A 26,878-nucleotide genomic window follows, 5' to 3' on the forward strand; every position below is an offset into this window, starting at 1 on the left:
TGTTTGCGTGGGGCGTGGGCGAGTACGCCCACCCTACGAAATGCTCAGCCGATGCCGTCCTTCTTGGCCATGTACTGGATCAGGTCGACCACACGCATGGAGTAGCCCCATTCGTTGTCGTACCAGCTGACGACCTTGAAGAACCGCTTCTCACCCTTGAGGTTGTTCTGCAGCGTCGCGAGGCTGTCGTAGATGCTGCTGCGGGGATCATGGATGAAGTCGGTGCTGACCAGCTCTTCGTCCGTGAACCCGAGGTAGCCCTTGAGGTAGGTCTCGCTGGCTTTCTTGAGGGCGGCGTCGATCGCTTCGATGCTGGTGTCCTTCTCGGTGCGGAAGGTCAGGTCGACGACCGACACGTCCGCCGTCGCGACGCGGAACGCCATGCCGGTGAGCTTGCCCTTGGTCGCCGGGAGCACTTCGCCGACGGCCTTGGCCGCGCCGGTGCTGCTGGGGATGGTGTTGATGGCCGCCGCGCGGCCGCCACGCCAGTCCTTCTTGCTCGGGCCGTCGACCGTCTTCTGGGTGGCGGTGTAGGCGTGGATCGTCGTCATCAGGCCGGTCTCGATGCCGAAACCTTCCTTCAGCAGCACGTGCACCAGCGGCGCGAGGCAGTTGGTGGTGCAGCTGGCGTTCGACACGATCGTGTGCTTGGCCGAATCGTACTCTTCGTGGTTGACGCCCATCACCAGCGTCTTGACCTCGCCCTTACCGGGGGCCGAGATGATGACCTTCTTGGCGCCGGCGGCGATGTGCCCCTTGGCCTTTTCGCTGTCGGTGAACAGGCCGGTGCTCTCGATCACGTAGTCGACGCCCAGGTCCTTCCAGGGGAGCTGGCCGGGTTCCTTGGTCGCGGCGACGCACTTGGTCTTGTAGCCGTTGACGACCAGCGTGTCGGCTTCTTCCTTGCTCGCGTCGCTCTTGGCGGTCTCGACCTTGTGCTTGAAGCGGCCGTGGACCGAATCGTACTTGATCTGGTAGGCGAAGTAGTCGGCGTCGGTCGACACGTCGACGACGGCGACGACGTCGATCGTCTTGCCGAGCAGACCCTGGTCCGCGATCGCCTGGAACACCATCCGGCCGATGCGGCCGAAACCGTTGATACCAACTTTGATAGCCATCTGAGAAGACTCCTTATCGAAGACATCGCGGCGCAACTTGTTGCGCCACAAGCCAAAAGGTCCGGCTACCGTGCGACCGCCGGGCGGGGGTTGTAAGCGTCAGTGTAAGAGGCCGGGAGCGCGGGAGAGACACCGTCGGTTCGTCGCACGCGGCGAACACAGTCGGGCCGGCCTGCTCTTGTCAGGAGCGATGCGCGAAATCTAGGGGTGAGGGGGGAAAGTGTCAAGCGGTTAGCCGCGACCCGCAGGGAAGCGATGCGAACACAAACCAATTTAGTAACCGACCGATGTCGATGCTCCCCGGGGTGCCGCGCTCCCCTTCGGGTCGCGGCTAACCTGGGGATTCAATCGCACACGAGCCGTCTCGATGGTCGATGTGCTCGCAACTTCCTGCTGCGACCCTCTCCAACTTAGCGATTGCATCACCCCTCAACCGGACTATGATGTTCTCGGTCCTGCCGCGGCACGACCAAGGGCGCTGAAACCGGGTTTTCCGAGGCAATCTCCCCGAATGTCAGAACTGTCCACAACCGATTCCCCGTCCGCTGCCGGCCTGGCGTTGGTCGTCGGTACGCCAGAGCGCCGTCGGCAGGCGGTGGCGACCCTCGAAGCGAGCGGGGCGATCGCGGTTGAAGTGGACGACCCCTACCTGGCGATGGCCGAGCTCAGCCGCGAGCCCGCCGGGTTCTCCTCCATCGTCCTCAGCCTGCACGGCGTCTACCGCGAAGAACTCCAGATCATCGCCGCCATCCGAAATCGATTCCCCCATATAGATGTCTGGCTGACCGACCTCGACGGCCGATCATCGGCGCTCGCCGAGGCGATGCGCCTCGGTGCCGACGGGCTGCTGGGCGAAGAAGGCATGCACCGATTGGCGGTCCGGGCGAAGCGCGAGCCTGACGTTGCGGTGGAACCGGCGATCAGTCGGGTCACCCCGGCCCGGCCGCACGAAGTGAACGGGCACGCGCCGTCGCGCGTCGAAACGGCGGTGATCGACCGGGCCCGGCACGAAGCCGATCGCGAGTCCCCGGCGTTTGAGCCGCGGCGCATCGCCCCCGATCGCGGTGGGCACGAAACCCCGCGGGAGCCCAACGGCTCTGCCGCGGGTTCTGCCGCGCGGGGCGACGGTGCTTCGCTCGCAGGTTCGCCCCTCGGATTTAAGGACGCCGCGGCGGCGGGAGCCAGCCCGCCGGCGGATGACTTCTACGACCCGTATTCGTTCGCGCCTGGCGAGCCGATCCTGACCGCCGAGGAGCTGCGGGCGTTGCTGCACGATCAACCCGACACGGCACCGACCGGCCGGGACGAGTAGGTTCGGGTGGCATGGGCTGCGGTACGCCGCTGCCCGTGGCCCGTGCCGACCGCGAGAGGTCCATCTGTTCGACTAATGACCACGGGCAGGCGAGTACGCCAGCCCATGGCACCCGCAATCAGTCCGTTGTGTTGCATTACATGCCGTCCGTCCGCGAAAACATCCTCCTGATCGGCGACGCCGGCGAACAACTTCGCACGGCGATCGCGGCCGTTCTGCCGGATGCCGACGTCACCAGCGTGCCGACGGTGTTCGACGGTATCGCCGAGCTGTCGGCGGGACAGACTTCGGGTGGGGCGTTGTCGGGTGGGATATCGTCGGTCGGCCGGTTCACCACAGTACTGGCCGCGGCCGAGCCGATCGAACGCCGGCCCGAGGCCGCCGTCGGCACCCTGCGCGACCTGGCCGGTAACGGCCGGCTGGTGCTGTTCGGCCAGCCGACCCTCGAAGGCCTGAGCCGCAAGATGCTGGCCTTCGGCTGCGACGACTACTTGGTCACGCCGGCGAGCGACCGAGAGATCGAAGAAGTCTTCGCGACGCCCAACCCGCACCTTCCGCCGGAACCCGCGGCGGCAGCGGTCGCGCCCGATGCGGTGCCCGCCGCGACCGCCCCGGTGCGATCCAACGACCAGGCCGTTGCCGAGAAACTCGTCTCGCACGAAGGGCGGATCGACTACGCCGTGCTGGGGTCGGTGCTGCTCGATGCCCTGATTCATCACCCGCACAACCCGATCGACTGGACGCTGAAGCTCATCAGCCGTCGGCTGTCGCCGCTGGTAGAGCTGACCTACCGCGCCAACAACGAGCCGCCAGCCGCGCGGGCGGAGTTCAGCGAGGTGCTGTCGCGGCAGGTGATGACGCCCGACGGCCCCGGCGGCACGCTCTTCGCCGCGATCAACCACAACGCCGACGAGACGGTGGCCCGGGAGATCCTGCAGGACCTGGCGCCCATGATCGGCCGCGTTGCCGCGCTGCAGATCCGCCATGCGGCGCTTCAGAAGATGGCGATCACCGACGAGCTGACCGGCGTGTACAACGCCCGGTACTTCCGCCACTTCCTGACGCGCATCCTGGAGAAGGCGCGGCAGATGCACTTCCCGGTGACGCTGCTGCTGTTCGATATCGACGACTTCAAGAACTACAACGACCAGTTCGGCCATCAGGTGGGCGACGAGATCCTGAAGCAGACGGCGTCGATGATGCGCAAGAGCGTGCGCGAGCACGACCTGGTGGCGCGCATCGGCGGGGACGAGTTTGCGGTCGTCTTCTGGGACAAGGAAGGCCCGCGCACCCCGCGAGAGCCGAGGCCCGGCGTCGTCAGTCGTCCGCCGCACAGCCCGGTGCAGGTGTTCGAGCGGTTCAAGCGATTGATCCAGAGCGACGAGTTCACCGCGCTAGGCCAGCACGGCCGGGGCAAACTGGGCATCAGCGCCGGATTGGCGGTCTACCCGTACGAAGGCCACGACGTGCCGACGCTGATCGCCGAGGCGGACAAGGCGCTGATGCAGGGGGCAAAGAAGCACGGCAAGAACCGGTTGTCGTTGGTCGGCAACGGCAACGGCGGCAATGGTGGGAATGGCGGGCATTGAGGTGTCTCGTAGGGCGGGCACCGCCCGCCGGAGGGAACGTGGACACGCCAAAAACGTCGCCACCGCGTGGGACGCTCGACTACGAATCGCAGGACGTGGAACGTCTTAATTTAACCCGGCTGCCGCTGGAGGCGTCCGAGCACGCACCGCGATTTCCTTTACTGCGAGCAGTATTCGTGTTTGTCGTACTGGGAGGTTTCTTCCTCGTTCTGGTGTCGATTGCGGTAGTCGTTTTCAGCCCAACGTTCCCGATGGCTACGATGGTGTTGGGCTTGGCGGCATACTTTGGTGCTATTGCTGTAGCCTTTCGACTGGCCCGGCAGGAGTATTTGAGCTCAAGGAATTAGCCGTTGCTGCGTGAACACGCGCTATGGGAGGGAAGGGAAATGGCGGGAATGGGAGAGCCTAAGCCCAGTAGTCCTGACTCGCAGCGCGATTCCAATGCCGAACCGCGCTCGGACGATGTGCCTGTCAATGAACCCGAAACAAAGCCACCCGTTCTCGAGTACGGCAAACCGATCGACCCCATCGTGGCAGGGCAGGTATGGGGAGCGCTACCGCAGGATGCCGGCTGGATCGTCCTTTTCGCCATGATCGCGACGTGGGCTGGAACGGCCACTGGAATCAACCTGATCGTTGAACACATCACGCGTACATCGTTGCACCGGGATGCCGTTCGTATCAGCACAGCCGCGGTCTTGTTTCTGCTTTGGCTCTGGCAGCGCCAGCGTTTGAAGTCGTACGCGTTTCTAGCGCTAGGACACTGGTTTACACGATGGCTTTTCGCATGGGGTGTACTCTCGCTACTCGCGCTTACGCCACTTTTTTTCTTCGCTCAATCAATGCCGGTCGCAATCATCGTCATTGTTGTCGCATTCACCCTTGCGGCCACTGGATGGTTCAGCTGGCGGACGCGGGAAATGCCATAACTGTTTTGAACGCGGGCGGTAGGAGCCGCGGTCATGGCTAACCAGCTACGCTCGCTTCCTGCTTGCTCTCTCCGGCGGGCAGTGCCCGCCCTACGGTGCTCGACGCTCGGCGGCATAATGCCTGAACCCGATCCACCCATTCTCGACTACGCCCGTGGCCCCATCCCGAAACCGGCTCGGCTTCAACGGCGACTCCATCCGGCCGATTTTCTGCTACGGCTGGTCCTTCTGGTGCTGATGACCGCGGGCCTATACGGAGTGATCAGTCTCGGAGTGATGCGATTCTCAAACCGGCGCTCCGTATCGACTGAGCTGATGCCCATCGTCCTGGGCGTATGTGCCATCATTGCCACCTTGATCCTGAACGCCGTGTGGTCGCGGCTGCCCTACAACTGGGTCTGTCGTCTACGGCAGGTTGTCGTTTCGGTCGTCGTGGGGTCACTGCTGACCGGCTTCCTACTCGTAGCCGGGGCACTCCTGGGCTCGCAGTTGGGCCTGAGCGGAATCATGAAGGACCTATTGTTCTATATCGCGATCCTTGTAGGCATCGCGTTGGGGATTAGCATCATTTGGCGAAGCCACGAATAGATTCTCCGGCGGCAACGAAGACGCTTCACGCTCTCTTTTAGCGGCGCGGCCGAAGGCCCGCTCGTGGGCAGTCGTTCGCCGCTTGGGCGCCGCTCGAAACGCGGGCCTTCGGCCGCGCCGCTAAAAGGGGTGTCATCCGATGAGCGCAAGAGAAAACCGCGGCGACCCCTCCGGGACCGCCGCGGTTTTGAATGTCTGCATGCGAAGATGACTTCGCGAAGCGAACGTTGCCGAGCCAGGTTCAGGCGCTGATCGCCGTGACCTTGACTTCGGTGTAGTTCTGGCGGTGGCCCTTGGTGTTGCGGTAGCCCTTGCGGCGCTTGTAGTCGAAGCTGATCGTTTTCGGGCCCTTCTTGGCGCCGATGACTTCGACGGAGACCGTCGCGCCGGCGACGGTGGGGGTGCCGACCTTGGTCTCGGCACCGCTGCCGACGAGCAGCACGCGATCGAGCTTCAGCTCGGTCGTGCCCTCTTCGACCTTGCGGTCGATCAACAGGGTGTCGCCGGTGCTGACCTTAAACTGCTTGCCGCCTTCATCAATGATCGCGTACATGACTGCTCCGCTCGTGGCTGACGCCTACTGGCTGACGTATGGTCTGATGGAAACGCCCCGGCACGGTGGAAACCGTCGCCGAGGCGAAGTCCCGCATTGTGCCGGGAAAGACAGGGATGTCAAGGTGCTGACGGGGTGATTTTCCGAAGGGGGGAACGGAGGGAAAGTGAACCACAGATGCACACAGATGTGCACAGATCAAAGCGGGGTCGTATCTAAGCTATGGATGCGGCATTCTTTAGGTTCATCTCCCAACTCCGGGGAACGCCTGGCGGATCTTGAGGAAGAAATAGGCGTCGTCACGATACCCGTAGGCCATCCGCTTGATCACCTTGATCTTGTTGTTGATCCCCTCCAGCACGCTAGTGTTCAACGGGAATCGGCAGTGACTCAGGATCCCCGGCAAGTATCCCTTGAGCTTCCCGGCGAACCGCTTCAGCGGATCGATCCGGCTGCGGATCGCTCTGCCGTACCACTCATCCCAGAACTGCTTCGCGTAGCCCACGTGCCGGTAGAACCACAGCTCTTTCAGGTCGTCCTTCAGCACATAGACCGCCGCCAGCTTGCGGTTGGCCTTGAGCAGTTCCGCCAGCCGGATCCGGTCCTGCTCCTTCTCGATGTTGTCGGCGTTTCGCAGCAGCAGCCAGCGTGAGCCCTTAATCACCTTCCGCGCCGGCTTGTCGTCTTTCACCTTGTTCGCCTCGTCCACGCGGACCCGGTCCACCACCTCACGCCCGTACTTGGCGACGACGTGGAACAGGTCGTACACCACCTCGGCGTTGGGACAGTGTTCCCGCACCTCCAGGTCGTACGCGGCGTTCATGTCCATCGCCACCGCCACGATCCGTTTGCAACGCTCGGGGCCGAGCAGTTCGAAGAACGGCCGGACCTCCTCCCGGCTGCGGCCGCGGCCCACCCAAAGCACGCGTTTGCAGTTCGGATCGATCACGACCGTCGCATAGCGATGACCCTTCTGGATCGCGAACTCGTCCATCGCCAGCTTCGTCACGCCGTCGAGGTCGACCGGTCCGAGCGTACGCGTGAGCCAGGCCTTGTCGATCTTCTTGACCGTCTTCCAGTTCAGCCCGAAGTAGTCGGCGACATGCTTGATCGGCAGCACCCGGCAGAGCTGCGCGACGCTGCGGGCCATGCGGGTGGTCACGCGGGCGTAGGGCTCCAGCCAGTCGAGCTTCTCGACCTTCGGCCCGCAGTCCGGACAGGCGACGCGAACGCGATGCACCAGCAGCCGGGTCATGGCGTCGAAAATCGGCAGATCGTCGACCCAGCGTTCAGCGGTATCATGAATCGAGCGACAGGTCTTGCCGCAGCCGGAGCAGACGCGGGGGTGGTCGCGGACGGGATGGAGTTCCAGGTGAACTTCCGGAAGGGTCGGTCCGTGCTGGCCGGGTTCGACGCGTCCGACGGTCCCGAGCGTATAGCCTTTCCAGCCGCCGAGGAGGGCGGTAAGTTCTTCGATCGACAACGGCAGCCTCCTGCGTCTTGAAGCCTGGTAACTCCAAGATACGCAGCGGCTGCCGTTGCTCTATTCCTATCCTTCACTCCCCGCAGATGGGAGAAGAACCATTCTTTATCGTTGTGCCAAACCGCAGGCCACCGGTCCCCTTTGGAACCATTCTTCTTGCCATGCCCGCGCGGGTTGCCGCCTGGAAGTCCGATTTCAACACGAAGGCACGAAGTCACGAAGGGCACAAAGAAAAGGCAGAAGCGAAGCGGCTTTTCTCGGTTGGCCGAGTTTCCCAATCTTTCTTCGTGCCTTCGTGCCTTCGTGTTGAAACCCGACTTCCGGCGACCCAATTCGCTCGCCGGCAACAGGCTGAAAGGCTCCATTGCGTCTACGCGTTTTCGCATCTTCTCCAGTCGTAGCCTGCCTTGATCTGCGCAGATCTGTGTGCATCTGTGGTTCCCTTTCTTCCTTCGAAACCCGGTTTGACTTCCCTCAACACGGGGCTACCATCTTCGTGCGGAGCATCGTCCCATGAACCTCATTCGCCCTAAGTTCATCCCGGCAGTGATTGCCGCTGCCATTCGCCGGCGCGATTGAGGGTTCTCCTTCGGTTTGATTACCACGGACCCCGACGCCGACCGGCTTCGGGGTCTTTTCGTTCTCGCACAACTTTCGAACACCGAACGGGGAACGCATGCACGCGCCCACTCTCGAACAACCCGCCGAAATCAGCCGCAGCCCGCTTGGCGAACTGCTCTTTATCGCGCTGCCGACCATCGCCCAGATGGCGTCGTACACCGTCGCGCAGTTCATCGACACCTACATGCTCAGCCACGTCGGCGACCTGGAAGCGACGGCGGCGGGGCAGGCGGGGTTGTCGTCATTCACCGTCATCAGCTTCGGCTTCGGCGTGATGATGCTCGTCAACGCGCTCGTCAGCCAGGCGGCAGGCCGAAAGGATCTGGCCGACTGCGGGCGGTACATGTGGCAGGGCGTCTGGACCGGCGTGCTCATCGGTCTGCTCGCGTTGCCGATCTCGTTTTTGGGCAAGCCCCTCTTCACCGCGATGGGACATCCGCCGGAGCTGGTTCGGATGGAAACGCTCTTCTTCCAGACCACCGTCGCGTTCGCCGGCTTCAAGCTTTGCGGCATGGCGCTGGAACAGTTCATGCTCGCGATCCAGCGGCCCCGCATGGTGCTGCTGGCGGCGGTGTCGGGCGTGTGCTGCATGATCCCGTTCAACTACGCCTTCATCTACGGCATGTGGGGCGCGCCCCGGCTGGGCATTCTCGGTGCGGCGTGGGGGTTGAACCTCGCCGTCGTCGTGGAAGGGGGCATCATCGCCGCCATCATCTTCCTGAGCCCGATCGCCAGGCAGTACAACGGCTTCGACTGGCGGCCCCGCTGGAGCAAGATGCGCACGTTGCTCGTCACCGGCGTGCCTTCGGGCTTCCAGGTAGTGATGGAAGTCGCGGCGTGGTCACTGTTTACCGTCTGGGTCTTCGGCCTGTTCCCGGCGGCGTACATGGCGGCTAACACGTACACCTTCCGGTACATGTCGGTGAGCTTCATGCCGGCGTTCGGGCTGAGTTCCGCCGTGACGGCCCTGGTCGGCCGGTACATCGGCATGGGCCGCCCGGACATCGCCGCCGCCCGGGCGACACTGGGCTTCAAGGTGGCCGCGGTCTACATGGTGATCTGCGGCATCGGCTTCGTCGTCTTCGGCCGGGCGCTGATGGACGTCTTCAGCGACGACCCGACGGTCATCAGCGCCGGCGCGACGCTGCTGATGCTGGCCGGCGTGTACCAGTTCTTCGACGCGATGTACCTGATCTACAACGGCGGCCTGCGCGGGGCCGGCGACACCTTCGTGCCCGCCATCACAGTCGGCACGCTCTGCTGGACGATCGTCGTCGGCGGCGGGTACCTGATGGCAAAATACGTGCCCCAGATGGGCGTCGTCGGCCCCTGGCTGGCGGCATCGACGTACGGCGTGATCGTCGGCCTGTTCCTCATGCTCCGCTTCCACCGCGGGAAGTGGCGAACCATCAAGTTGGAAGACAAAGACCCTTCCGATAAGGTACGGGGCTTGGAAGTGGTTCCGACGTAGTTGCAGAAAGAAGTGATCACCACGGAGGCACGGAGACACGGCGGGCAGGAAATGCGAATGAAGAACGGTGAATGAAGAATGAAGAACGGGACAGATGTCGCCTTCCCAATGTCCCGCAATTCCCCGTTCTTCATTCTTCGTGCTTCATTCTTCATTCGCGTCCGATCCGCCGGATTGCCCTCCGTGCCTCCGTGGTGATCTCCCGGTTTTCCCCAGACGAATAGACAGCGAATACCCATGTCCGCCGACGCAACCAAGAAGTCCTACAAAGACACGCTCAACCTGCCCCAGACCGGCTTCCCCATGGAGGCCAAGCTGGTGCAGAACGAGCCTGCCCGGCTGAAGAAGTGGCAGGAGCGCAAGCTCTACGACGCCGTCCTCGCCGCCCGGGCCGATGCACCCAAGTGGATCCTTCACGACGGCCCGCCGTTCGCCAACGGCGACATCCACATCGGCCACCTGATCAACAAGACGCTCAAGGACGTCATCATCCGCTTCCGCACGATGCAGGGCTTCCTGACGCCTTATGTGCCGGGTTGGGACTGCCACGGTCTGCCGATCGAGCACAAGATCCAGGAGCAGTTCAAGAAGGAAGGCAAGAACTTCCGCGAGGTCGGCACACTGGAGATGCGGCAGCGCTGCTTCGCCTACGCCCAGAACTACGCGGGCGTGCAGAGCGAGCAGTTCCAGCGGCTGGGCATCCTCGGCGACTGGGCCCACCCGTACCTGACAATGGTCCCGCCTTACGAGGCGGCGACGCTGGAAGTCTTTGCGCGTTTCGTCGAGGCCGGGCTGGTCTACAAGAAACTCAAGCCGGTTCCCTGGAGCGTGGCGAACCAGACGGCGCTCGCCGACGCGGAACTGGAATACGAAGACGTGACCGATCCGTCGGTGTTCGTCGAGTTTCCCGCGCAGGCCAAGCCGCATGTGTTCGGCAAGGCCAATCCGTCGGCGTTTCACCTGCTCGTCTGGACGACAACGCCCTGGACGCTGCCGGCGAACCTGGCGATCGCGGTCAATTCTCGAGTGGACTATGCGCTGGTCCGCTATCGGCGTGGCGAAGTTGAACGCCTGGGCGTCATCGCGGCGGACCTGGTCAAGTCGTTCTTCGAAGGCCGGACCGGCATCGAACAGTACGAAGTGATCGATTCGGTCAGCGGCGACGCGCTGCTGGGCCTCGAATACACCCACCCCTTCATCGATCGCAACGGCAGGGTGGTCGAGGCCGACTATGTCACCACGACCGACGGCACGGGCCTGGTTCACACCGCGCCCGGCCACGGCGAAGAGGACTACGAAACCGGCATCCGCGAGAAGCTCGACATCTACAGCCCGGTCCTGGCCAACGGCCGATTCGACGACTCCGTGCCGGAGTTCCTGCGCGGCAAGAGCACCAAGGAAGGCAATCCGCTGATCGTCGCCGAGTTGAAGGCGCGCGACGTGTTGCTGGCGGAAGTGCCGATCAAGCACAGCTACCCGCACGACTGGCGGAGCAAGACGCCGATCATCTTCCGGGCGACGGAGCAGTGGTTTGTGGCGATGGATAAGGGGTACACGCCTTCGAAAACGAACGCCGACTTCCCCTCCTCCGGCACTCCGGGGGAGGGGCAAAGCGAGCAATCGCTTCGCGATCGCGCGCTTGCGGCGAAAGACGCCGTTGCATTCGTCCCCGAATGGGGAAAGCATCGACTGGAAGGCATGCTCAAGTCCCGCCCCGACTGGTGCGTCAGCCGCCAGCGCGCCTGGGGTCTTCCGATCCCCGTCTTCTATAACGAGCAGGGCGAAGCCCTTCTGACCGGCGACTCCGTCCGCGCGGTCGCCAATCGCTTCGCCGAGAAGGGCAGCGACGCCTGGTTCACCGACTCGCCAGCCGAACTGCTCGCCGGTTTCGACCCCGGCCCGAAGTTCCCCAAAGACAAGCTCCGCAAGGAGACCGACATCTTCGACGTCTGGTTCGAGTCCGGCTCTTCCTGGCACTCGTGCCTGCAGGCCCGCCACGATCTGGCGTTCCCGGCGGATCTTTACCTTGAAGGCTCCGACCAGCATCGCGGGTGGTTCCAGTTGTCGTTGCTGCCGAGCCTCGGCGCGACGGGGCAGCCGCCTTACAAGCAGGTGCTGACGCACGGCTTCGTCGTAAAACCCGACGGCCGCAAGGTCAGCAAGAGCGACAAGGAATATGTCACCGCGACGCAGGAGATCGACCGCCACGGCGCCGACCTGCTGCGGCTCTGGACGTCCAGCGTCGACTACCAGAACGACATCCCCACCAGCCCGAAGGTGCTGCAGGAGTTCGGCGACAAGTACCGCAAGATCCGCAACACGCTGCGGTATCTACTGAGCAACCTGTACGACTTCAACGCCGACACCGACGCCGTGAAGGTCGCCGACATCCCGCTGTCGAGCCTCGACGGCTGGGCGCTGGCCGAGCTCGATCAGCTCATCGGCGACGTCGTCGAAGCGTACGACACGTATCAGCTTCACCGCGTCTTCAAGCTGCTGCACGAGTTCTGCACGGTGCAGATCAGCAGCGTCTACGGCAACGCGATGAAGGACCGGCTTTACTGCGATGCCCCCAACTCGCCGCTACGGCGCCGATCGCAGACGGTGATGCAATTGATGGCCGTCGCGCTGACGAAGCTGCTGGCGCCGATCTGCGTCTTCACCGCCGACGAGGCGTGGGAGCAGATCACGCACAAGCCCGCTGGCGAGAAGGATGCCTGGTCGGTTCACCTGACCAAGCTGCCGGAACGGCTGAAGCTCGAGATCTCTGCCGACCAGCGGGAAGAGTGGAAGCAGCTCATGGCTTTGCGGTCCGATGCGCTCGGCCAGCTCGACAAGCTGACGCGGCAGATCGGCAAGTACAAGGCGCTCGACGCCGAGATCGTCTTCAAGGTGGACGACGACGCGACCCGGCGAAAGCTGCAGGCGTACGGCGTCGACCTGGAAGACATGGTCGGCTGCGGGCACCACCAGTTCGCCGAGAAGGGCCCCGCCGGCCCGGCGGCGGTGGTGGAAGTGCTCGACCGGCGCGAGACGTACCAGGCCTGCGCCCGAAGCTGGAAACGCCGGCCGGATGTCGGGACGGACGCACAGTATCCCGATCTGAGCCTTCGCGACGCCGCGGCGATGCGCGGTTGATAAGTAAGTGCTGTCAGCGCTACATGTCGTCTTGATGGCACGTGATCTTTGCAAAGAGCCGCGCACGGAGTGTACTCACTGAGTAAGCGGGAATGAGCCCCGAACCGTAACCGTTCCCGCTTACTCCGTGAGTACACTCCGTGCGCGGCTCCTCTTTAGGTGACATACTCTCAGGATGACAAGTTGCGGCCCGTTGTGAGAAGTCACGACGCCTGACGTTCGGCCCCTCACCCTAACCCTCTCCCCCGAGTACGGGGGAGAGGGGACCAGAACAATGCCCATCAAACTCGCAGTCCTCATCTCCGGCGGCGGAACCACGCTGCAGAACCTCCTCGACGTCATTGCCGCCGGGCGGCTTGATGCACAAGTGGGCGTCGTGATTGCCTCGCGCCCTGGCGTCAAAGGCCTGCAGCGGGCGGCGGATGCGAAGGTGATGAACTTCGTCGTCGAACGCGCCGGCATTCCCGACCTCGCGGACTTCTCGAAGCAGGTCTTTCAGCTCATTGACGACGCCGGTGTCGATCTGGTCGTGATGGCCGGCTGGATGTCGCTGCTCAAGATCCCGGCGAAGTACGCTGGGAAGATCATCAACATCCATCCGGCGCTGCTGCCGAGCTTTGGCGGCAAGGGCATGTACGGCAAGCGGGTCCACCAGGCGGTGATCGACCACGGCTGCAAACTGTCGGGCTGCACCGTTCACTTCGTCGACGACGCCTACGACAACGGACCGATCATCCTGCAACGCGCCTGCCCGGTGCTCGACGGCGACACCGCCGAGACGCTGGCGGCAAGAGTGTTCGAAGAGGAAAAGATCGCCTACCCCGAGGCGATCAGGCTGATCCAGGCAGGGCGGGTGAAGGTGGCGGGGCGGCGGGTTGTGGTATCGTCGTAGAAGGCAGAACGGCGCGTTCCCTCACTCGATCGCCGCCCATCCCGCAATCTTCTCTGCCGGCTTCTTCGGCGGCGGGGGAGCCGACGCGGTGGCAGGCGCGCTCACGCTGAACTTCGACCAGACGACAAGTCCTGATACCTTGCAACCCAGATCCTCCAGGGTTTTGGCGGTCAGATGATTGCAGTTGTTGGCGATGCTGTATCGCTTGTCCCGGTCTTCCCTCACCCACGACATGCCGGTTTCGGGATTGACCACCGCCGATCCGTTCTTTGCCGCAAGCTGTTCGAAGTGGACGTCCAGCTTGTCGATCAAGGTATAGACGTCGGGGCGGTCGCACGTCACGGCTTGCATGGCGACAGGCTTGCGCGGGGGGTTGGGGCCGGAGGTCTCGGCGTCGATGCCGTGGTACATGCGTCCGAACCCGGCGCCCCACGACGCCGTCAACGCGCCCAGCGCGTCTTGTGGCAGATTGCGGTTCTCGACGGCATAGCCCCAGTCGCCGAACGCGTATTCGACATAGCGGTTGTCCTGCGTCGGAAGGAAGAGACTGGAATGGATGCCATAGTCGCCGATGTAAACCCGCACCGGATCGGTGAACTGCCCGGCCGACTGCACCTGCGTGCAGCCTGCAAGCGTGGTGAGGAGCGCTGCGGCGACCAGTCGGATGGCGATGCGGTTTGACATCATGGTTCACAACCGTGCAGGGGCATCCGCGGCGACACGCCGGGCATTTAATCGATGCTTCGATCCGGCTTTCCGAAAAGCAGGCGATCCACACTGAACATGCCCGGACCGGCGAAGAACGTCACCAGCGCGAAGCAGAGGTACTTTGTCGGTTCGGTGATCGAGTCCATCGACGGAGTGGGATTGGTGTCGACGAATCCGAGAATCAGTCCGAACGCCACCGACAGCAACGCCGCCCCGAACGCGCTAACCCGGCTCAGTAATCCCGCCAGCAGCAGGATGCCCAGGCCCAGGTGGGCGTAGGGGACGACCATCAGAAACTTTTCAGCCGCGTGGGTCGGTACGTACTGGGGCACGCTGGAGAGGTTCTCGGTGACGTACGCCGAAACACCGCCGGGCATGCGAAACTTGGCGACACCCGACAGGACGAATGCGACGCCCAGCGGAAGCCGGGCGGCGAGCAGACCGAGACCATTCGAGAGATCCGAGCGGAATGGATTGGCCATGACGGACGCTCCAGTGAGGGGTGAATCGGCAGAACCGTTGGATTTGCGGTAAGGGTAACCGGTTATGGGACGGAAGAGGAAGAAGTATCGGTGTAGAGGGGTGGAGGCGTGGTGAGGTCGCTCACGGGCAGGCGACGCCGACCGTCTGGCCGCCTGGTACCGGCGAGCGCCTGCTCGGCCCGCCGAAGAGCCGAGCAGGCGCTCGGCGGTCCAAGGTCACCCTATAGGCGAGAATCGAGGAAGACCGCCAACCGGCCACTACACGACCCCGGCACCGCTTCACACCCCCAATTCCGGCTCCGCCGGTCGGCGGCTTTGAGGGCTTCGACGACGATCGCAGGCAGGCCCGCCTGCTCCATGTGGGTGATCGCGGCGTGGGTGGTGCCGTTGGGGCTGGTGACCTTGCGGCGGAGTTCTTCGGGGGAATCGGTGTCAGGGGTCATCATCGCCGCCGCGCCGTAGGCGGTTCGTGTGGCCAGCCGGTAAGCCTGCTCACGCGACAGGCCGAGTTCGACGCCGGCTTTGATCATCTGCTCGACGAGGAAGAAAAAGTACGCGGGTCCCGAGCCGGAGATGGCGGTGACGGCGTGAAGCTTGTCTTCGTCGAGTTCGATCACCTCGGCCGCGGCTTCAAACAGCCGCCGGGCGTCGGCGACGTCGTCCGCGGTCGCGTACTGCCCGCGGGCGAGGCCCACCATGCCATGGCCCATCAGCATCGGCGTATTGGGCATCGTGCGGATGACCCGCCAGTGGATGCCTCGGCCAAGCGACCGCTCGATGAACCCCGAGCTGATACCGGCGGCGATGGAGACGAGCAGGGCATCGTGAGGCAGGCCGGGTGCGATCTGCTCCAGCGCAGCCTTCATCATCTGCGGCTTGACCGCCAGCAACACCCGCCGGGCACCGGCGACGGCTTCGACGTTCGATTCCACCGCGCGAACGCCGACCTTGTCCGCGAACACCGCCCGTCGTTCGGGCGAGATGTCGGCGGCGACGAGTTGATCCGCGGCAAGGACACCGCCGCGGAGAATACCGCGGACGATCGCCTCGGCCATGTTCCCTGCACCGATGATGGCTAATTCATTTGGCATTTGGTTACTTGTTGCTTGTCACTTGTCACTTGTCACTTTTAGCGATTGTCAGGCTGTATACCTGAAGATCGTCCAACCGACGACTTTCCATGGCCAGCCCCGATGACAAGTAACAGGCAACCAGAAACAAAAGAACGTGCCGCGCGATACCCGCGCGGCACGTTCAGCGTTCCATCCCAGACTGACTCGTTTACCCGCCGATCATCTCGTGGACGCTCAGCGGGGCGAGGACGATCAGGCTTCCCTGGAAGAAGCGGATGCTCGCGGTGCCGCCGTTGTCGCGCCAGACTTCGGGGCGGATGGTTTCGGTGATGAGCTTGATGATCTCGTCGGCCTTCTCCTGGCGGGTTTTGACGACTTCCTTTTCCTTCTGGCTGTTGCCGCCGCCAAGCAGGCCGCCGCCACCACCTCCGCCTCCGCCGCCTTGCCCGCCACCCTGGTTCGACGTCGTTGATTCGAGGCTAAAGTCCGGGACGTTGTCGAAGTTGGGGATCTCCAGCAGCAGGTCTTCGATCGGGTAGATGCGCATGTACATCTTCTGATCGGCGATCGCCTGCGTAGTGATCTCGATGACGTCTTCGTCGACGATGTAGGTGAGGCCAGTGCCGGCACCGGCTTCGTTGAGGACGGTGGCCAGTACCTTCCGCAGGCTCACGCCATTAAGGCGGACGTTGATCGGGGTCTCTTTGGAAACGCCTGCCGCTTCCAACGCGCGCCAGTTGACGGTGACGTTGGCACCGCTGACATCGCGGATGAACTCGATGGCATCCCCCAGGCTGACGTTCTGCAGCTTGACGTCAGGAAGCCGGCGCGACATCGCGCCTTTGGCCACGCCCTGCGTCGGCCGGGCCTGGGCAGAGACGTCGGATGTTGAAGGGGGCAGAACCGTGACCAGACCGGCAACAACGGCAAGGGCAATCGCTCGGCGGGCGAAACGCATGGGAGGCCTCCCTGATGATTGAACGCGATGCCAGGGCTCGGGGGCCCCGGGCGGACGTCGCATCCTAAGGCTGGAGAACAAAACGCCGGACACCGACACTCATCGGCTCGCGGCGATCCGTTACATCTTACCCATGTCAGCAAATTTGGATCAAGCGCAAAGTTAAAAGTGCTGAGTGCTGTATTGCTTGCTTCTTCGTCTCAGCACTCAGCACTTTCGTCTTTCGACTCAAGCATTAGGCCGTCGTCTCTTCCACCGGCTTGCCGGTGTACGGGTCGAACTTGGGCTTCGGCTTCTCCTCTTCCATCGGCTTGCCGGTGTAGGGGTCGAACTTCGGCTTCTCGGCGACGGTCGCCGCCGGGTCGGGCAGCCGCTTGGATGCCTGATGGTCGATGTCTTCATCGACCTGCGTCACTTCGTCCTGCACGCCCTTCAGGCCCTTCTTGAACTCGACAATGCCCTTGCCCAGGCTACGGCCGACTTCCGGGAGGCGCTTGCCGAAGATCAGCAGGCCCAAGGCCGCGATCACGATCCATTCCGCCCCTTGGGGCATGCCGATGGCGAGTGTGTTCAACATGGTTGGTGTCCTTGGTTTGAAGCGATAGCAATTGTACGTCGGCGGGCCGGAAACGGTCGGCCGACCTGCGAGTTTTCGGGGGTGAATGACGTCAGGTCAAGCGTCGGGCGGTGTGATTTGCGGTCGCAATGAAGATGCACGCTTCGCAGGCGAAACACAGGAGAGTGCATCGGCGATGCGACCGCTAACCGCGCCTACTCCAGCGGCTTGCCGGTTTGCGGGTCGAACCGGGCCTTGGGGGCGGCGGCATCGTCAATCTGGGCGGGGGTCTCGGCCTCGTTGGCACCGGATTTCATCCCCTTCTTAAACTCCAGAATGCTCTGGCCAATGCCCTTGGCCGCGCCGGGAAGACGCTTGCCGAAGATCAGCAGACCGATCGCACCGATGATGATCCACTCGTAGCCGTGGGGCATACCCCAGGCGAGCGGCAGAGAGGGGGAAAGACCGAACAGGAAGGCGAGTTGCATGGCCGAGCTCCTTTGCGACTCAAGGCGGAACAGTGTCTGGCCAGACCGTTTCGCACGGCAAAAGCCGTCGAACAAGCAGGCTCAGGCCCGATTCCGCGATCTCAATCTCGGCTAGCGGTTCGGACTTACGCTTCTGATTATACCACAGGGAAGGATGAGTTGTTGGAACGATATCCCGAGTACCTGGCTCGTCCCATAAGCTGCACCTGAGCCCGTCTCCGGTGCCACGGGTCGGCGTGACAGCACGGTTCTCCGGAGTACCAGCGACCCGTGGCACCAGCTCAACCGCGACTCATGTCGTGCCCGAACCCATCAGTTTCCGCAGAGCCACGAAATCCGGCGGCAGCGGAGCCTGCAGCGTGAGGGGATTCAGTGAAATCGGGTGGGTGAACGTGATCTCGTAAGCGTGCAAAGCCTGCCGCGCGAAGCGGAATGAAGGCAGATCAACGGATGAAGGAGGATGGGTCAAGGATGAACCTGAGGCGGCTTCCGATTCATCCTTCATCCTTCCGCCTTCATCCTTACTCGCTTCCCCCATCACCACCACCTTCCCGCCGTACATCGTATCGCCGACCATCGGGTAGCCGATCGCCGTCATATGCACGCGAAGCTGGTGGGTGCGGCCGGTCTTGGGCGTCAGCTTGATGAGCGAAAACGTCGTCCCGACCGGCATCGGCAGCAGCTTGTCGGCGGCGTGGCTGCCGTGCTCCATCATCAGGCCCGGCGGGGCGGTGTAGGTTTCCTGCACCTCGTACAGCGTCACTGCCTGGCGGCCGCCGTTCTCTTCCTTGCGGACGGCCTGCTTCTCGCGGATGTACTTATCCCGGCCAATCGGCATGTCGATGACGTTGCCCTTCAGTTGCGGCACGCCGTGACAGATCGACATGTAGGTCTTCTGGATCGTGCGGTTTTCGAACTGCCGCGCGACACGCCAATGGGCCTCATCGCTCTTGGCGACGAGCATGATGCCGGTGGTGTTGCGGTCGAGCCGGTGCAGGATGCCCGGCCGCCAGTCGCCGTTGAGCTTGCTCCACTTTTTGCCGTAGTAGACCAGCCCGTTGACGAGGGTGCCGGTCCATTTGCCGCGGGCGGGGTGGACGATCAGGTCGGCCTGCTTATTAATCGCGAGAATGTGGTCGTCTTCGTAGACGACTTCGAGCGGGATGTTCTCGGGGACCAGTTCGCTGATCGGTTCCGGCGGGGCGACCATCTCGATGACGTCGCCATCCCGCGGCCGATACGATGCCTTGGCGACGCGGCCGTTGACCTTCACCAACCCTTCGCCGATGACCTTCTGCACGCCGTTACGCGACAGGTAACCGACGCGATCGACCAGGTATTGGTCGATCCGGCGGGTCAGGTTCTTGGTCACCTTCCACTTGAAATGGCGGAGGTCTTCGGCGTCGTCGGCCTCGACGGCGGACGAGTCGGCGTCGGCAGGCATGACCGGACCGCCTTCGGGAAGGTCCAGGTCGGGGGCGTCTTTGTCAGGGTCGGCGGACATCGACGACAGGGTACGGGACAACGCCCGGCGGACAAAGCACGCAATGCGCTTGCCGGCCGTCATCCAACGCAGGCACCCTGCAATCGATGCACGCCGCCCACTTCCCTCTACGCCTTGCCCAGGCCCGCGACGCGCTTCCACGCCTGCAGCTGCCCGAGGTGGTTGTTCTCGTGCGCGGCAAGCATGTACGCGACAATATGACCCAGCGTCGCCGCGAACGACCGGACGCGTTCCGGGGCGGGCAGGTCGAAATGGCCCGGCGGGGCGGCGCGGACGCCCTCGGCGACCAGCACGTGCTGCTTCTGAAGGGTCTGGAGCAGCGTATCCTTCGACGGATAGGCCGACCGCTCCGGCTTGGGCTGCGACCCTGGCGCGGCCAGCGCGCCCCAGTCAGGCGGACAAACCGGTGCCCGGGCGACCGACTGCAGGCAGAAATCATTGCCGACGCACAAATGCATCAGCGTCCAGGCCGGATGATTGCGCAGGCCCGCGGGCTGCTCGGCCAGCCGCTCGTCGGGCACGTCTGCCATCAGTTTCTCGATCGCGGCCAGGCTGTCTCCGTAATACTTGAGCAGGACTTCGTAATTCATGCCGGTCAGATTCGCGACAGACTGCGGATGTGACAAGGTAGGGAAATCCATAACGACCGCGTCACGCGATTGTGCAGGCGTCCCGCCGCGACCGAAATGGCTGCACCACCAAAGAGCTGATTCTCGCACGGTCACTGAAATGGGTGTCCTCGATTCTCGCCCATTCGCAGCCTGGGACCGCCGAGCGCCCGCTCGGCATATGGAAGAGCCGAGCAGGCGCTCGGCGGTCCCAGGGCGCGAATCACGATCGGACATCTAGGGACGACTCCTACGGCACCTCAGCCGCAGTCCCACGTCAGATGCAGCCCGTTGACGCATTCATATTGCGTTTCCCACGGCGTAAGGTCTTCGTAGCTGAAAGGATGAATGCTATGGCAAATCGACCTGACAAAGTCCCATCGGGAAAAGCGAGCACCAAGGCCGCCGGTAACAAGAAGGAGAAGGTGACCACGAACGGCCCGCTGAGCGGGCGATTCTCCCGCAACGAAGGAACGGCCCGCAGCGTCGCCGCAAAGGGCAAGTAGCGCGTTGTCGCTCGAATCCTTACCAACGCAGACGGCGACGGACACCCAGGTGCCCGTCGCCGTCTGCGTTTGAAAACCGATTCTCCTCGTTGCCCGATTGCGATCGCTTACGCCATCGCCGCTTCCGGGATCTCGGCGTTATGGCTGACATTCTGCACGTCGTCGTTGTCTTCCAGCGCATCAACCAGTTTCAGCAGCTTGTGCCCGACTTCGACATCGACCTGCGCGGTGCTGTTGGCGACATATGCGATCTCCGACCCTTCCAGCGTGTACTTCTCGCCGAGCGTATTGCGGACCTTGTGGAACGCCGTGGGGGTGGTGACGACCTCGAACACTTCCCCTTCGTTGCGAACGTCTTCGGCTCCGGATTCTAGGGCCAGTTCCATCAGGGTGTCTTCATCAACGCCTTCGGACTTGATCGTGATGACCCCCTGCTTGGTAAACTGAAACAGCACCGAGCCGGTGGCGGCGAAGCTGCCGCCGTGCTTTTCGAACATGAAGCGGAGGTCGGCAACGGTGCGGGCGCGATTGTTGGTCAGGGCCTCGACGATGATCGCCACGCCGCTGCAATAGCCTTCGTAAACCGCATCTTCGTAGTTTTCGGCACCCAGCTCACCCGTGCCTTTTTTAATGGCATTGGTGATGGTGTCCTTCGTCATGTTGACGCCCTTGGCCTCTTCGATGACGTAGCGCAGCGAGAGGTTGTCGGCAGGATCGCCGCCGCCGGCCTTGGCGGCGATGATGATCTTGCGGGCGATCTTGCTCCAGACCTTGGCGCGCTTCTTGTCGTTGGCGCCCTTCGCTCGCTTGATTTTTGCCCAGTGACTATGACCGGCCATGGTTTGAATGCTCTCTACAAAAGAAGCCGATGACCAACGGATTCTGGTACCACGGATCGGTGGTACCAGGCCTATCGCGATGCCGACGTTGACACCTGGACCTCCTGCCCCGTGCGATGCTGCTTGAGCTTCCTGGGCAGGCTCTGCCGGAGGGCACGGATGTCGGCGCGGTCCGCAGTCGCGACGTCGGCGTCGCCGAGCCGGCGTTGGGCCCTTTCCCAAAGCGCCGCCGCCGACGGACGATCGCCCAGACGATACAACACATCGCCGGTGCGGTCGAGGAGCACCGGATCGACGACAGGTCCCTCGGCAATACCCGGCGGATTGACGCCCGCCGGATTGGTCGCGGGAAGATTGGATTTCGCTCCTGCGGCTCCAGCCGGGCCTTCGCTCTGTCGGATCGCCGCCAGCAGTTCGTCTCGGGCCTCTGTCAGCCGCCCGGCGCGATACAGCACCCAGCCGACGTTCCCGCGCAACCCCGGTGCCTGCGGAAAGCGCTCGGCCGCCTGACGGGCGAGCTTCTCGGCGGCTTCCAGATGCTTGCCGGTCGATGCCCAGAGCGACGAAAGTTCTTCCATCACAGCGGCGTTCTCGGGATCGATCTCCAGCGCCGACTGCAGCCAGGTTTCGGCCGCCCGGTCGTCGCCACAGGCCCGGGCCTGCACGGCCAGTCGGTACAGCAGGTCGGGCTCGCCGCCGACAAGCGGCCTGGCCGCCGCCAGCGGGCGAGCGGCGTCCGCGGGCCGACCTTCTCTCGCGTAGATTGCCGAGAGGCGCGCCGCGACTTCCGTCAGGCCCGCGGGACCCAGGTTCTTTCCCTGGTCAATCAGCTTTTCGAGCCTTGCCTTTTGGCGTGGCTGAGCGGACACCTCCATGGGCACTGCCGATGCCGAGGCATTGGCCGTGACAAACTCAATCCGGCCGTGCAGGTCGAGCAGCCGGGCGTCGGCGGGGGACTGTCGGTCCAGGTCGGCCAGCAGAAGTTCGGCTCCCTCCGTGTTACCTCGTTCGATCTGATCCTCGGCCTGCCGCAGCGAAAGCTCCGGACTGACCGGCTCGCCAGCCGGCTGCGACAGTTTCCAGTCGGCAAAAACCCGGGGCGGGTCGGCGCGATCGGGGTGTGCATCAAGAAACACAAACGCCGGCTCGTACTCCGGAAACGCTCGCGCGACGGCCCAGGCCTGCTGCACGGCGGCTGAGACTTCTCCGGCCAACACCCCAGCGGCGGCAAGGCCGAGGCGCGCTTCCGGTACGTTGGGGTTCCGCTGGATGGCGGCCTGGAAGCATGCCTGCGCGTCGGCACCGTCGCCGCGCACCAGGGCAATCCGCCCGCGAAGAAGATCGGCAAGGCCCGGGTCACCGGCCAGTTCCGCTGCCGACGCCAGCGCATCAGCCGCCGTAAGCCGTGCGTGCGGCGGAAGACGGGGATCGGTCAATACCTCTTCGAGCTTGTCGGCAAACGCGGGTGCAAACGGTGGCCGCGCTGCGAGCGATGCGTCCAGCGACCGCCGGGATAGCGACGCGCGCGGCCAGTCGCGGGCGACGCGATGAATGATGAACGCGTGCGCCGCCTTTGCGCCGGCGGGCGGCCGCATCGCCAACAGCCGCTCGAGCGGGAACGCCTCGCGACCCTCGACCGAGGTCATCCGCCGCCAGACAGGATCGATCTGCCCGGCGACACTCGACGATTCGGTCAACAAATCGGCCAGCAGCCTGACGGCCGACTCTGGATCCCGATCGAACCGCAGCCGGAACCAGCGGACCAGCAGCGCCGGGCTGCCCGGCGTGCGCTGCCACGCGACAGTCAGCTGCTCGTCGGCCGCGTCAAACCGGCGGTCGGCGGCAAGCACTTCGCACAGTGCGAAGAGCAGTTGTCGGTCGTCCGGAAACTGGCGGTGCAGATCGGCCAGTGCTGAGGTAACCCCCTCGGGCCGGCCCACGGCGGAATAGACATCCCGCAGCAGAGACAGCGCCGCCGGCGACGCGCCGAACTGCCGGACCACATCGGCCGCCCGCGCCATGCCTTCGTTGACCTGCCCGTCGAGCATCATCGCCCGCACCACCCGCGACTTGACGTCGATATCGCGTGAGCCGTCGAGCGTTCCCTCGGCGGTACGGTAGGCACGCAACGCATCAGCCGGCCGATCGCGCTTGATGTAGAGATCGCCGATTTGCATGAACAGCCGGGTGTTCAGAATGCGGGCGACCTCGTCCGACCGCTCGATGTCACCACGGGACAGGCGGTCGAGCAGCAGTTCGAACCGGTCGAGGGCGGCGCGGTCGTAGCCCAGCTCACGCATGGAATGGGCGAGCAGGAAATCCGCCTCGGCCGACCGCACATGGCCGGCGGCGTATTGCGAGGTCTGGATCGCCAGGCGCAGCCGATGGAACGCGGCGGTGTTGTCTCCGTTGGCAAGCAGTTGCCGGGCGACATCAAGCTGGGCATCGATGCGGTCGGGCTCGATTTCAGCGGCCTTCTCGAACTCGGCCAGTGCCGCCGGCTGAAAGCCGAAGCCTTCGCGGTAGAGCGAACCCAGTTCCGAGTGAAGCTCGTAGCTGTCAGGATCAAGACTAAGGGCCTGCTTCAGCAGCGCGATCGCGGTGGCGCGGTCGTCGTCCTGGCTGGCGGCACGGGCACGAGCGAACAGCGCAATCGCATCAAGGGACGGCAGGTCATCGGCGGGGCGGGTGGCAGCGGCTGGCAGACGCGGCGCCGGGCCGATCTGGTCCAGCGTCCAGGTCGCCGGCCCGGTCGTCGCGGCGGCGGGATGCGGGGTCGAGACCGTTTGCTGGGCGCAGCCGGCCACCGAAACGATCAGCAGAAGGATCGCCAACCAGCCAGAGGCTCGCGACAGGAGCAACATCGCGGCAGAGTTTACCCGACGCATTGACGATCGGCCCGGGGAAGTTGGGCATTTTTGCGGATATGTCGTGCGCGGAAGTCGAGGCTTGCGTAACCGCGCTGGGTGACGGAACGACCTTCGTGTTTAATGCCCCGGTGACTATGCCAACCACCCACACCTGCCCCTCCTGCCGATCGGCCGACCTGCAGCCGCTTTACGCACTCGACCGCGTTCCGCTCCAGAGCAACCTGCTGCTGGAGACGCGCGAGGAGGCGTTGGCGATGCCGACCGGCGACCTTCGGCTCGCGGCCTGCCGGGGGTGTGGGTTCATCACCAACCTCGCGTTCGACCCGGCCAGCCAGAACCTGTCGGCGAAGTACGAAGCCAGCCAGGGGTTCTCTGGCACGTTTAACGCGTTTGCCAGGTCGCTCGGCAATCGCTGGGTGGAGCGGTACGACCTGTCCGGCAGGACGATCGCGGAAATCGGTTGCGGCAAGGGAGAGTTCCTCGCGACGATGTGCCGCATCGGCCCGAGCCGGGGGATCGGGTTCGATCCGACGCTCGACCCGGCCCGGCTGCCCGAGACGCAGGGGCTCGATATCGAATGGGTCGCCGACTTCTTCGACCAGCGCTCCGCCGTCCGATCGCTCGACTTCATCTGCTGCCGTCACACGTTGGAACATATTCCCGACGTTCGGCGGTTTGTATCGATGGTCCGCAGCGTCGTCGGCGACCGGCGGCACATCCGCATCGGGTTTGAAGTGCCCGATACGCTCCGTATTCTCCACGAGGGCGCGTTCTGGGATTTGTATTACGAGCACTGCTCGTACTTCACGAAAGACACGATTCGCGATCTTTTCGTGCGGTGCGGGTTTGAGGTGCTCGACGTGACGATGGAGTTCGACGGGCAATACATCGTGCTTGAGGCGAAACCGGCACCGATAGGTGAGTCGTCGGCTGATCCTCGTCGGGAGGCGTGCAGCACGGTGGATCTCTCGTTCGTTAAAGCTGTCGCCGACTTTCCGCAGGTCTGCAAGAAGCGGATCGAAACTTGGCATGAGGTCGTCGACCGCACCCGCGCCGCCGGCAAACGTTTGGCGCTATGGGGTGCCAGTTCCAAGGCCGTCGGGTTTCTCAGCACGCTGGGACTGACGCACGAGCAGGTGCCGGCGGTGGTGGACATCAACCCGCATAAGCAGGACACGTATCTGCCGACCTCGGGATCGAAGATCGTCGGCCCGCAGGACCTCGCCGCCGATCCGCCGGAGGTCGTCGTGCTGATGAACCCGATTTATCGACAGGAGATCACGGCGGACTTGCGCGGCAGGGGGATACAGGCGGAAGTGTTGGCACTATGAGCCGACTGCGAACACCCGGGACAGACGTACGACAGAACGTCTCCCGTCACACGGGTGCCACGGATCGCCGGTACTCCGGAGACCCGTGCGCGAGTTGGGCCGACCGCACGGGTCCGCGGAGTACCGCCGACCCGTGGCACCGAGTGCGAACGTTGTCTCACCCCGGTTAACTGGTCCTTCGAAGTACCCAAGGATGACATCGAGCGCGTCTTTGCTTTAGAAGAGTCGCCCGCTTTTCCGTCTTCCGTGTTGTTCCCTGATCCCTCATACTCCCCCTCCCATGCCCGGCGAATTCGCATTTATTCACTGGCTCCGCCAGCAACAGACGGCGTCGTCCGCCGTGCCCGTGCCGGCGGGCGATGATTTGGCCGTCCTTCGCTGGACGGACGCAGATCTGCTACTGGTTGGCGTCGACCAGGTGCTTGACGGCGTTCACTTTGATTCGACCGTCCATTCGCCGGGCGACATCGGACGGAAGGTGATGAACCGCAACCTGTCCGATTGCGCCGCGATGGCGTGCCTGCCGGCGGGGGCGGTGGTATCGGTCGCGCTACCGCAGGGCTGCGGCGACGAATACGCCAAGGAACTTTACCTGGGCATCAAGGCGGCAGGCGAGGTGTTCGATTGTCCGATCGTCGGCGGTGACACCGGATCGTGGGCGGGCAAACTGGCGGTCACGGTCACCATCTTGGGCCGATCGGCCGGTATTGCGCCGGTGACTCGAAAGGGCGCGAAAGTCGGCGACGGCCTGTACGTCAGCGGTCCGCTCGGCGGAAGCATCCTCGGCCGACACATGACGTTTACGCCGCGCGTCGAACTGGCACGAAAGCTGGCGACGGGTGAGGACATCCACGCGATGATCGACCTGTCCGACGGCCTGTCGCGCGACGCCGGCCATATCGCCGCCGAGAGCGGGGTAGGCCTGGTCATCGAGGCGGCGACCGTGCCGGTTCACGACGACGCCAGGACGCTATCGCAGCGGGATGGCGTTGCCCCGATCGACCACGCCCTTCACGATGGGGAGGACCATGAGCTGCTCGCCGTCCTCCCGCCCGAAGCCGAGGCGATGGCGCTGGACCTGGGAATGATCCGCATCGGCAAAGTGATCGAAGGGCAGGGCGTCTGGCTGGACCACGGGGGCCAGCGCACCGCGATGCCGGTGCGCGGGTGGGAGCATCGGCTGTAGTCGGACAGGGCTTCGCAACTTCGGGCCGAGCTGGAGCTCGGGGTTCCCGCGTGACATTCAACTTGACCTTGGCCT

Annotated in this window: 24 protein-coding genes; 11 read left to right on the forward strand and 13 right to left on the reverse strand. The window is 63.9% G+C overall.

Annotated features, from left to right (window positions below; all coding sequences use genetic code 11):
• Positions 1-44: 44 nt before the first annotated feature.
• Positions 45-1,118: a type I glyceraldehyde-3-phosphate dehydrogenase gene (gap, locus tag IPV69_RS22265; RefSeq protein WP_206291930.1), complete on the reverse strand. Its 1,074-nt coding sequence runs from the start codon at positions 1,116-1,118 to the stop codon at positions 45-47.
• 511 nt (positions 1,119-1,629) lie between these two features.
• Between gap and IPV69_RS22270 the strand changes: the two genes are divergently transcribed.
• The 5 genes from IPV69_RS22270 (at position 1,630) to IPV69_RS22290 (ending at position 5,536) form a co-directional block, all read left to right on the forward strand.
• Positions 1,630-2,430, forward strand: coding sequence for a hypothetical protein (locus tag IPV69_RS22270; protein WP_206291931.1), 801 nt, complete (start codon positions 1,630-1,632; stop codon positions 2,428-2,430).
• A gap of 35 nt (positions 2,431-2,465) precedes the next feature.
• The gene (locus IPV69_RS22275) at positions 2,466-4,019 is read left to right on the forward strand and encodes a sensor domain-containing diguanylate cyclase (protein ID WP_206291932.1); all 1,554 of its coding nucleotides are present in this window, start codon (positions 2,466-2,468) and stop codon (positions 4,017-4,019) included.
• A 38-nt stretch (positions 4,020-4,057) separates the two neighbouring features.
• On the forward strand, positions 4,058-4,366 hold the full coding sequence (locus IPV69_RS22280) for a hypothetical protein (protein WP_206291933.1): 309 nt from the start codon (positions 4,058-4,060) through the stop codon (positions 4,364-4,366).
• 3 nt (positions 4,367-4,369) lie between these two features.
• A complete protein-coding gene (locus tag IPV69_RS22285) occupies positions 4,370-4,948 on the forward strand; it encodes a hypothetical protein (protein WP_206291934.1) in 579 nt (192 codons plus the stop codon).
• Positions 4,949-5,263: 315 nt separating this feature from the next.
• Positions 5,264-5,536, forward strand: a complete 273-nt coding sequence (locus tag IPV69_RS22290; protein WP_206291935.1) for a hypothetical protein — start codon at positions 5,264-5,266, stop codon at positions 5,534-5,536.
• A 241-nt stretch (positions 5,537-5,777) separates the two neighbouring features.
• Here the strand turns inward: IPV69_RS22290 and rplU are convergent, their stop codons facing one another.
• Both rplU and IPV69_RS22300 read right to left on the reverse strand, forming a co-directional pair.
• The gene (gene rplU / locus IPV69_RS22295) at positions 5,778-6,089 is read right to left on the reverse strand and encodes a 50S ribosomal protein L21 (RefSeq protein WP_206291936.1); all 312 of its coding nucleotides are present in this window, start codon (positions 6,087-6,089) and stop codon (positions 5,778-5,780) included.
• 244 nt (positions 6,090-6,333) lie between these two features.
• Entirely contained in the window at positions 6,334-7,572 is a 1,239-nt protein-coding gene (locus tag IPV69_RS22300; RefSeq protein ID WP_206290508.1) for an ISL3 family transposase, read from the reverse strand.
• A gap of 676 nt (positions 7,573-8,248) precedes the next feature.
• Between IPV69_RS22300 and IPV69_RS22305 the strand changes: the two genes are divergently transcribed.
• From IPV69_RS22305 to purN, 3 genes are all read left to right on the forward strand, one after another.
• Positions 8,249-9,664 carry an MATE family efflux transporter gene (locus IPV69_RS22305; RefSeq protein ID WP_206291937.1) on the forward strand — a complete coding sequence of 472 codons (1,416 nt, stop codon included), beginning with the start codon at positions 8,249-8,251 and terminating at the stop codon, positions 9,662-9,664.
• A gap of 237 nt (positions 9,665-9,901) precedes the next feature.
• The gene (gene ileS / locus IPV69_RS22310; protein ID WP_206291938.1) at positions 9,902-12,802 is read left to right on the forward strand and encodes an isoleucine--tRNA ligase; all 2,901 of its coding nucleotides are present in this window, start codon (positions 9,902-9,904) and stop codon (positions 12,800-12,802) included.
• 274 nt (positions 12,803-13,076) lie between these two features.
• Entirely contained in the window at positions 13,077-13,694 is a 618-nt protein-coding gene (purN, locus tag IPV69_RS22315; RefSeq protein WP_206291939.1) for a phosphoribosylglycinamide formyltransferase, read from the forward strand.
• A 21-nt stretch (positions 13,695-13,715) separates the two neighbouring features.
• Here purN and IPV69_RS22320 read toward each other — a convergent pair whose 3' ends face one another.
• From IPV69_RS22320 to IPV69_RS22355, 8 genes are all read right to left on the reverse strand, one after another.
• On the reverse strand, positions 13,716-14,381 hold the full coding sequence (locus IPV69_RS22320) for a DUF2459 domain-containing protein (RefSeq protein ID WP_206291940.1): 666 nt from the start codon (positions 14,379-14,381) through the stop codon (positions 13,716-13,718).
• 44 nt (positions 14,382-14,425) lie between these two features.
• Positions 14,426-14,884 (reverse strand): DoxX family membrane protein, encoded by a 459-nt coding sequence (locus IPV69_RS22325; RefSeq protein WP_206291941.1) that lies wholly within the window; start codon positions 14,882-14,884, stop codon positions 14,426-14,428.
• A gap of 221 nt (positions 14,885-15,105) precedes the next feature.
• The gene (gene proC, locus IPV69_RS22330; protein WP_206291942.1) at positions 15,106-15,975 is read right to left on the reverse strand and encodes a pyrroline-5-carboxylate reductase; all 870 of its coding nucleotides are present in this window, start codon (positions 15,973-15,975) and stop codon (positions 15,106-15,108) included.
• A gap of 190 nt (positions 15,976-16,165) precedes the next feature.
• Positions 16,166-16,915, reverse strand: coding sequence for a hypothetical protein (locus IPV69_RS22335; RefSeq protein ID WP_206291943.1), 750 nt, complete (start codon positions 16,913-16,915; stop codon positions 16,166-16,168).
• Between the two features lie 235 nt (positions 16,916-17,150).
• Positions 17,151-17,492 carry a Sec-independent protein translocase subunit TatA/TatB gene (locus IPV69_RS22340; RefSeq protein WP_206291944.1) on the reverse strand — a complete coding sequence of 114 codons (342 nt, stop codon included), beginning with the start codon at positions 17,490-17,492 and terminating at the stop codon, positions 17,151-17,153.
• Between the two features lie 194 nt (positions 17,493-17,686).
• Positions 17,687-17,959: a Sec-independent protein translocase subunit TatA/TatB gene (locus IPV69_RS22345; RefSeq protein WP_206291945.1), complete on the reverse strand. Its 273-nt coding sequence runs from the start codon at positions 17,957-17,959 to the stop codon at positions 17,687-17,689.
• A gap of 292 nt (positions 17,960-18,251) precedes the next feature.
• Entirely contained in the window at positions 18,252-19,463 is a 1,212-nt protein-coding gene (locus IPV69_RS22350; protein WP_206291946.1) for an RluA family pseudouridine synthase, read from the reverse strand.
• A 107-nt stretch (positions 19,464-19,570) separates the two neighbouring features.
• Positions 19,571-20,053 carry a DinB family protein gene (locus IPV69_RS22355; RefSeq protein ID WP_206291947.1) on the reverse strand — a complete coding sequence of 161 codons (483 nt, stop codon included), beginning with the start codon at positions 20,051-20,053 and terminating at the stop codon, positions 19,571-19,573.
• Between the two features lie 371 nt (positions 20,054-20,424).
• Here IPV69_RS22355 and IPV69_RS22360 point away from each other — a divergent pair, with 371 nt between their 5' ends.
• Complete coding sequence (locus tag IPV69_RS22360) at positions 20,425-20,577, forward strand: hypothetical protein (protein WP_206291948.1); 153 nt, start codon at positions 20,425-20,427, stop codon at positions 20,575-20,577.
• Positions 20,578-20,684: 107 nt separating this feature from the next.
• Here the strand turns inward: IPV69_RS22360 and IPV69_RS22365 are convergent, their stop codons facing one another.
• Positions 20,685-21,416, reverse strand: coding sequence for a YebC/PmpR family DNA-binding transcriptional regulator (locus IPV69_RS22365; protein WP_206291949.1), 732 nt, complete (start codon positions 21,414-21,416; stop codon positions 20,685-20,687).
• 71 nt (positions 21,417-21,487) lie between these two features.
• A complete protein-coding gene (locus tag IPV69_RS22370; protein WP_206291950.1) occupies positions 21,488-24,304 on the reverse strand; it encodes a tetratricopeptide repeat protein in 2,817 nt (938 codons plus the stop codon).
• Between the two features lie 116 nt (positions 24,305-24,420).
• Between IPV69_RS22370 and IPV69_RS22375 the strand changes: the two genes are divergently transcribed.
• Together IPV69_RS22375 and IPV69_RS22380 are read left to right on the forward strand one after the other, a co-directional pair.
• On the forward strand, positions 24,421-25,617 hold the full coding sequence (locus tag IPV69_RS22375) for a class I SAM-dependent methyltransferase (protein ID WP_206291951.1): 1,197 nt from the start codon (positions 24,421-24,423) through the stop codon (positions 25,615-25,617).
• Between the two features lie 280 nt (positions 25,618-25,897).
• Positions 25,898-26,803, forward strand: coding sequence for a thiamine-phosphate kinase (locus tag IPV69_RS22380; protein WP_206291952.1), 906 nt, complete (start codon positions 25,898-25,900; stop codon positions 26,801-26,803).
• Positions 26,804-26,878 lie beyond the last annotated feature (75 nt).

Origin of the sequence: Humisphaera borealis (assembly GCF_015169395.1) — a bacterium.
GTDB lineage: Bacteria > Planctomycetota > Phycisphaerae > Tepidisphaerales > Tepidisphaeraceae > Humisphaera > Humisphaera borealis.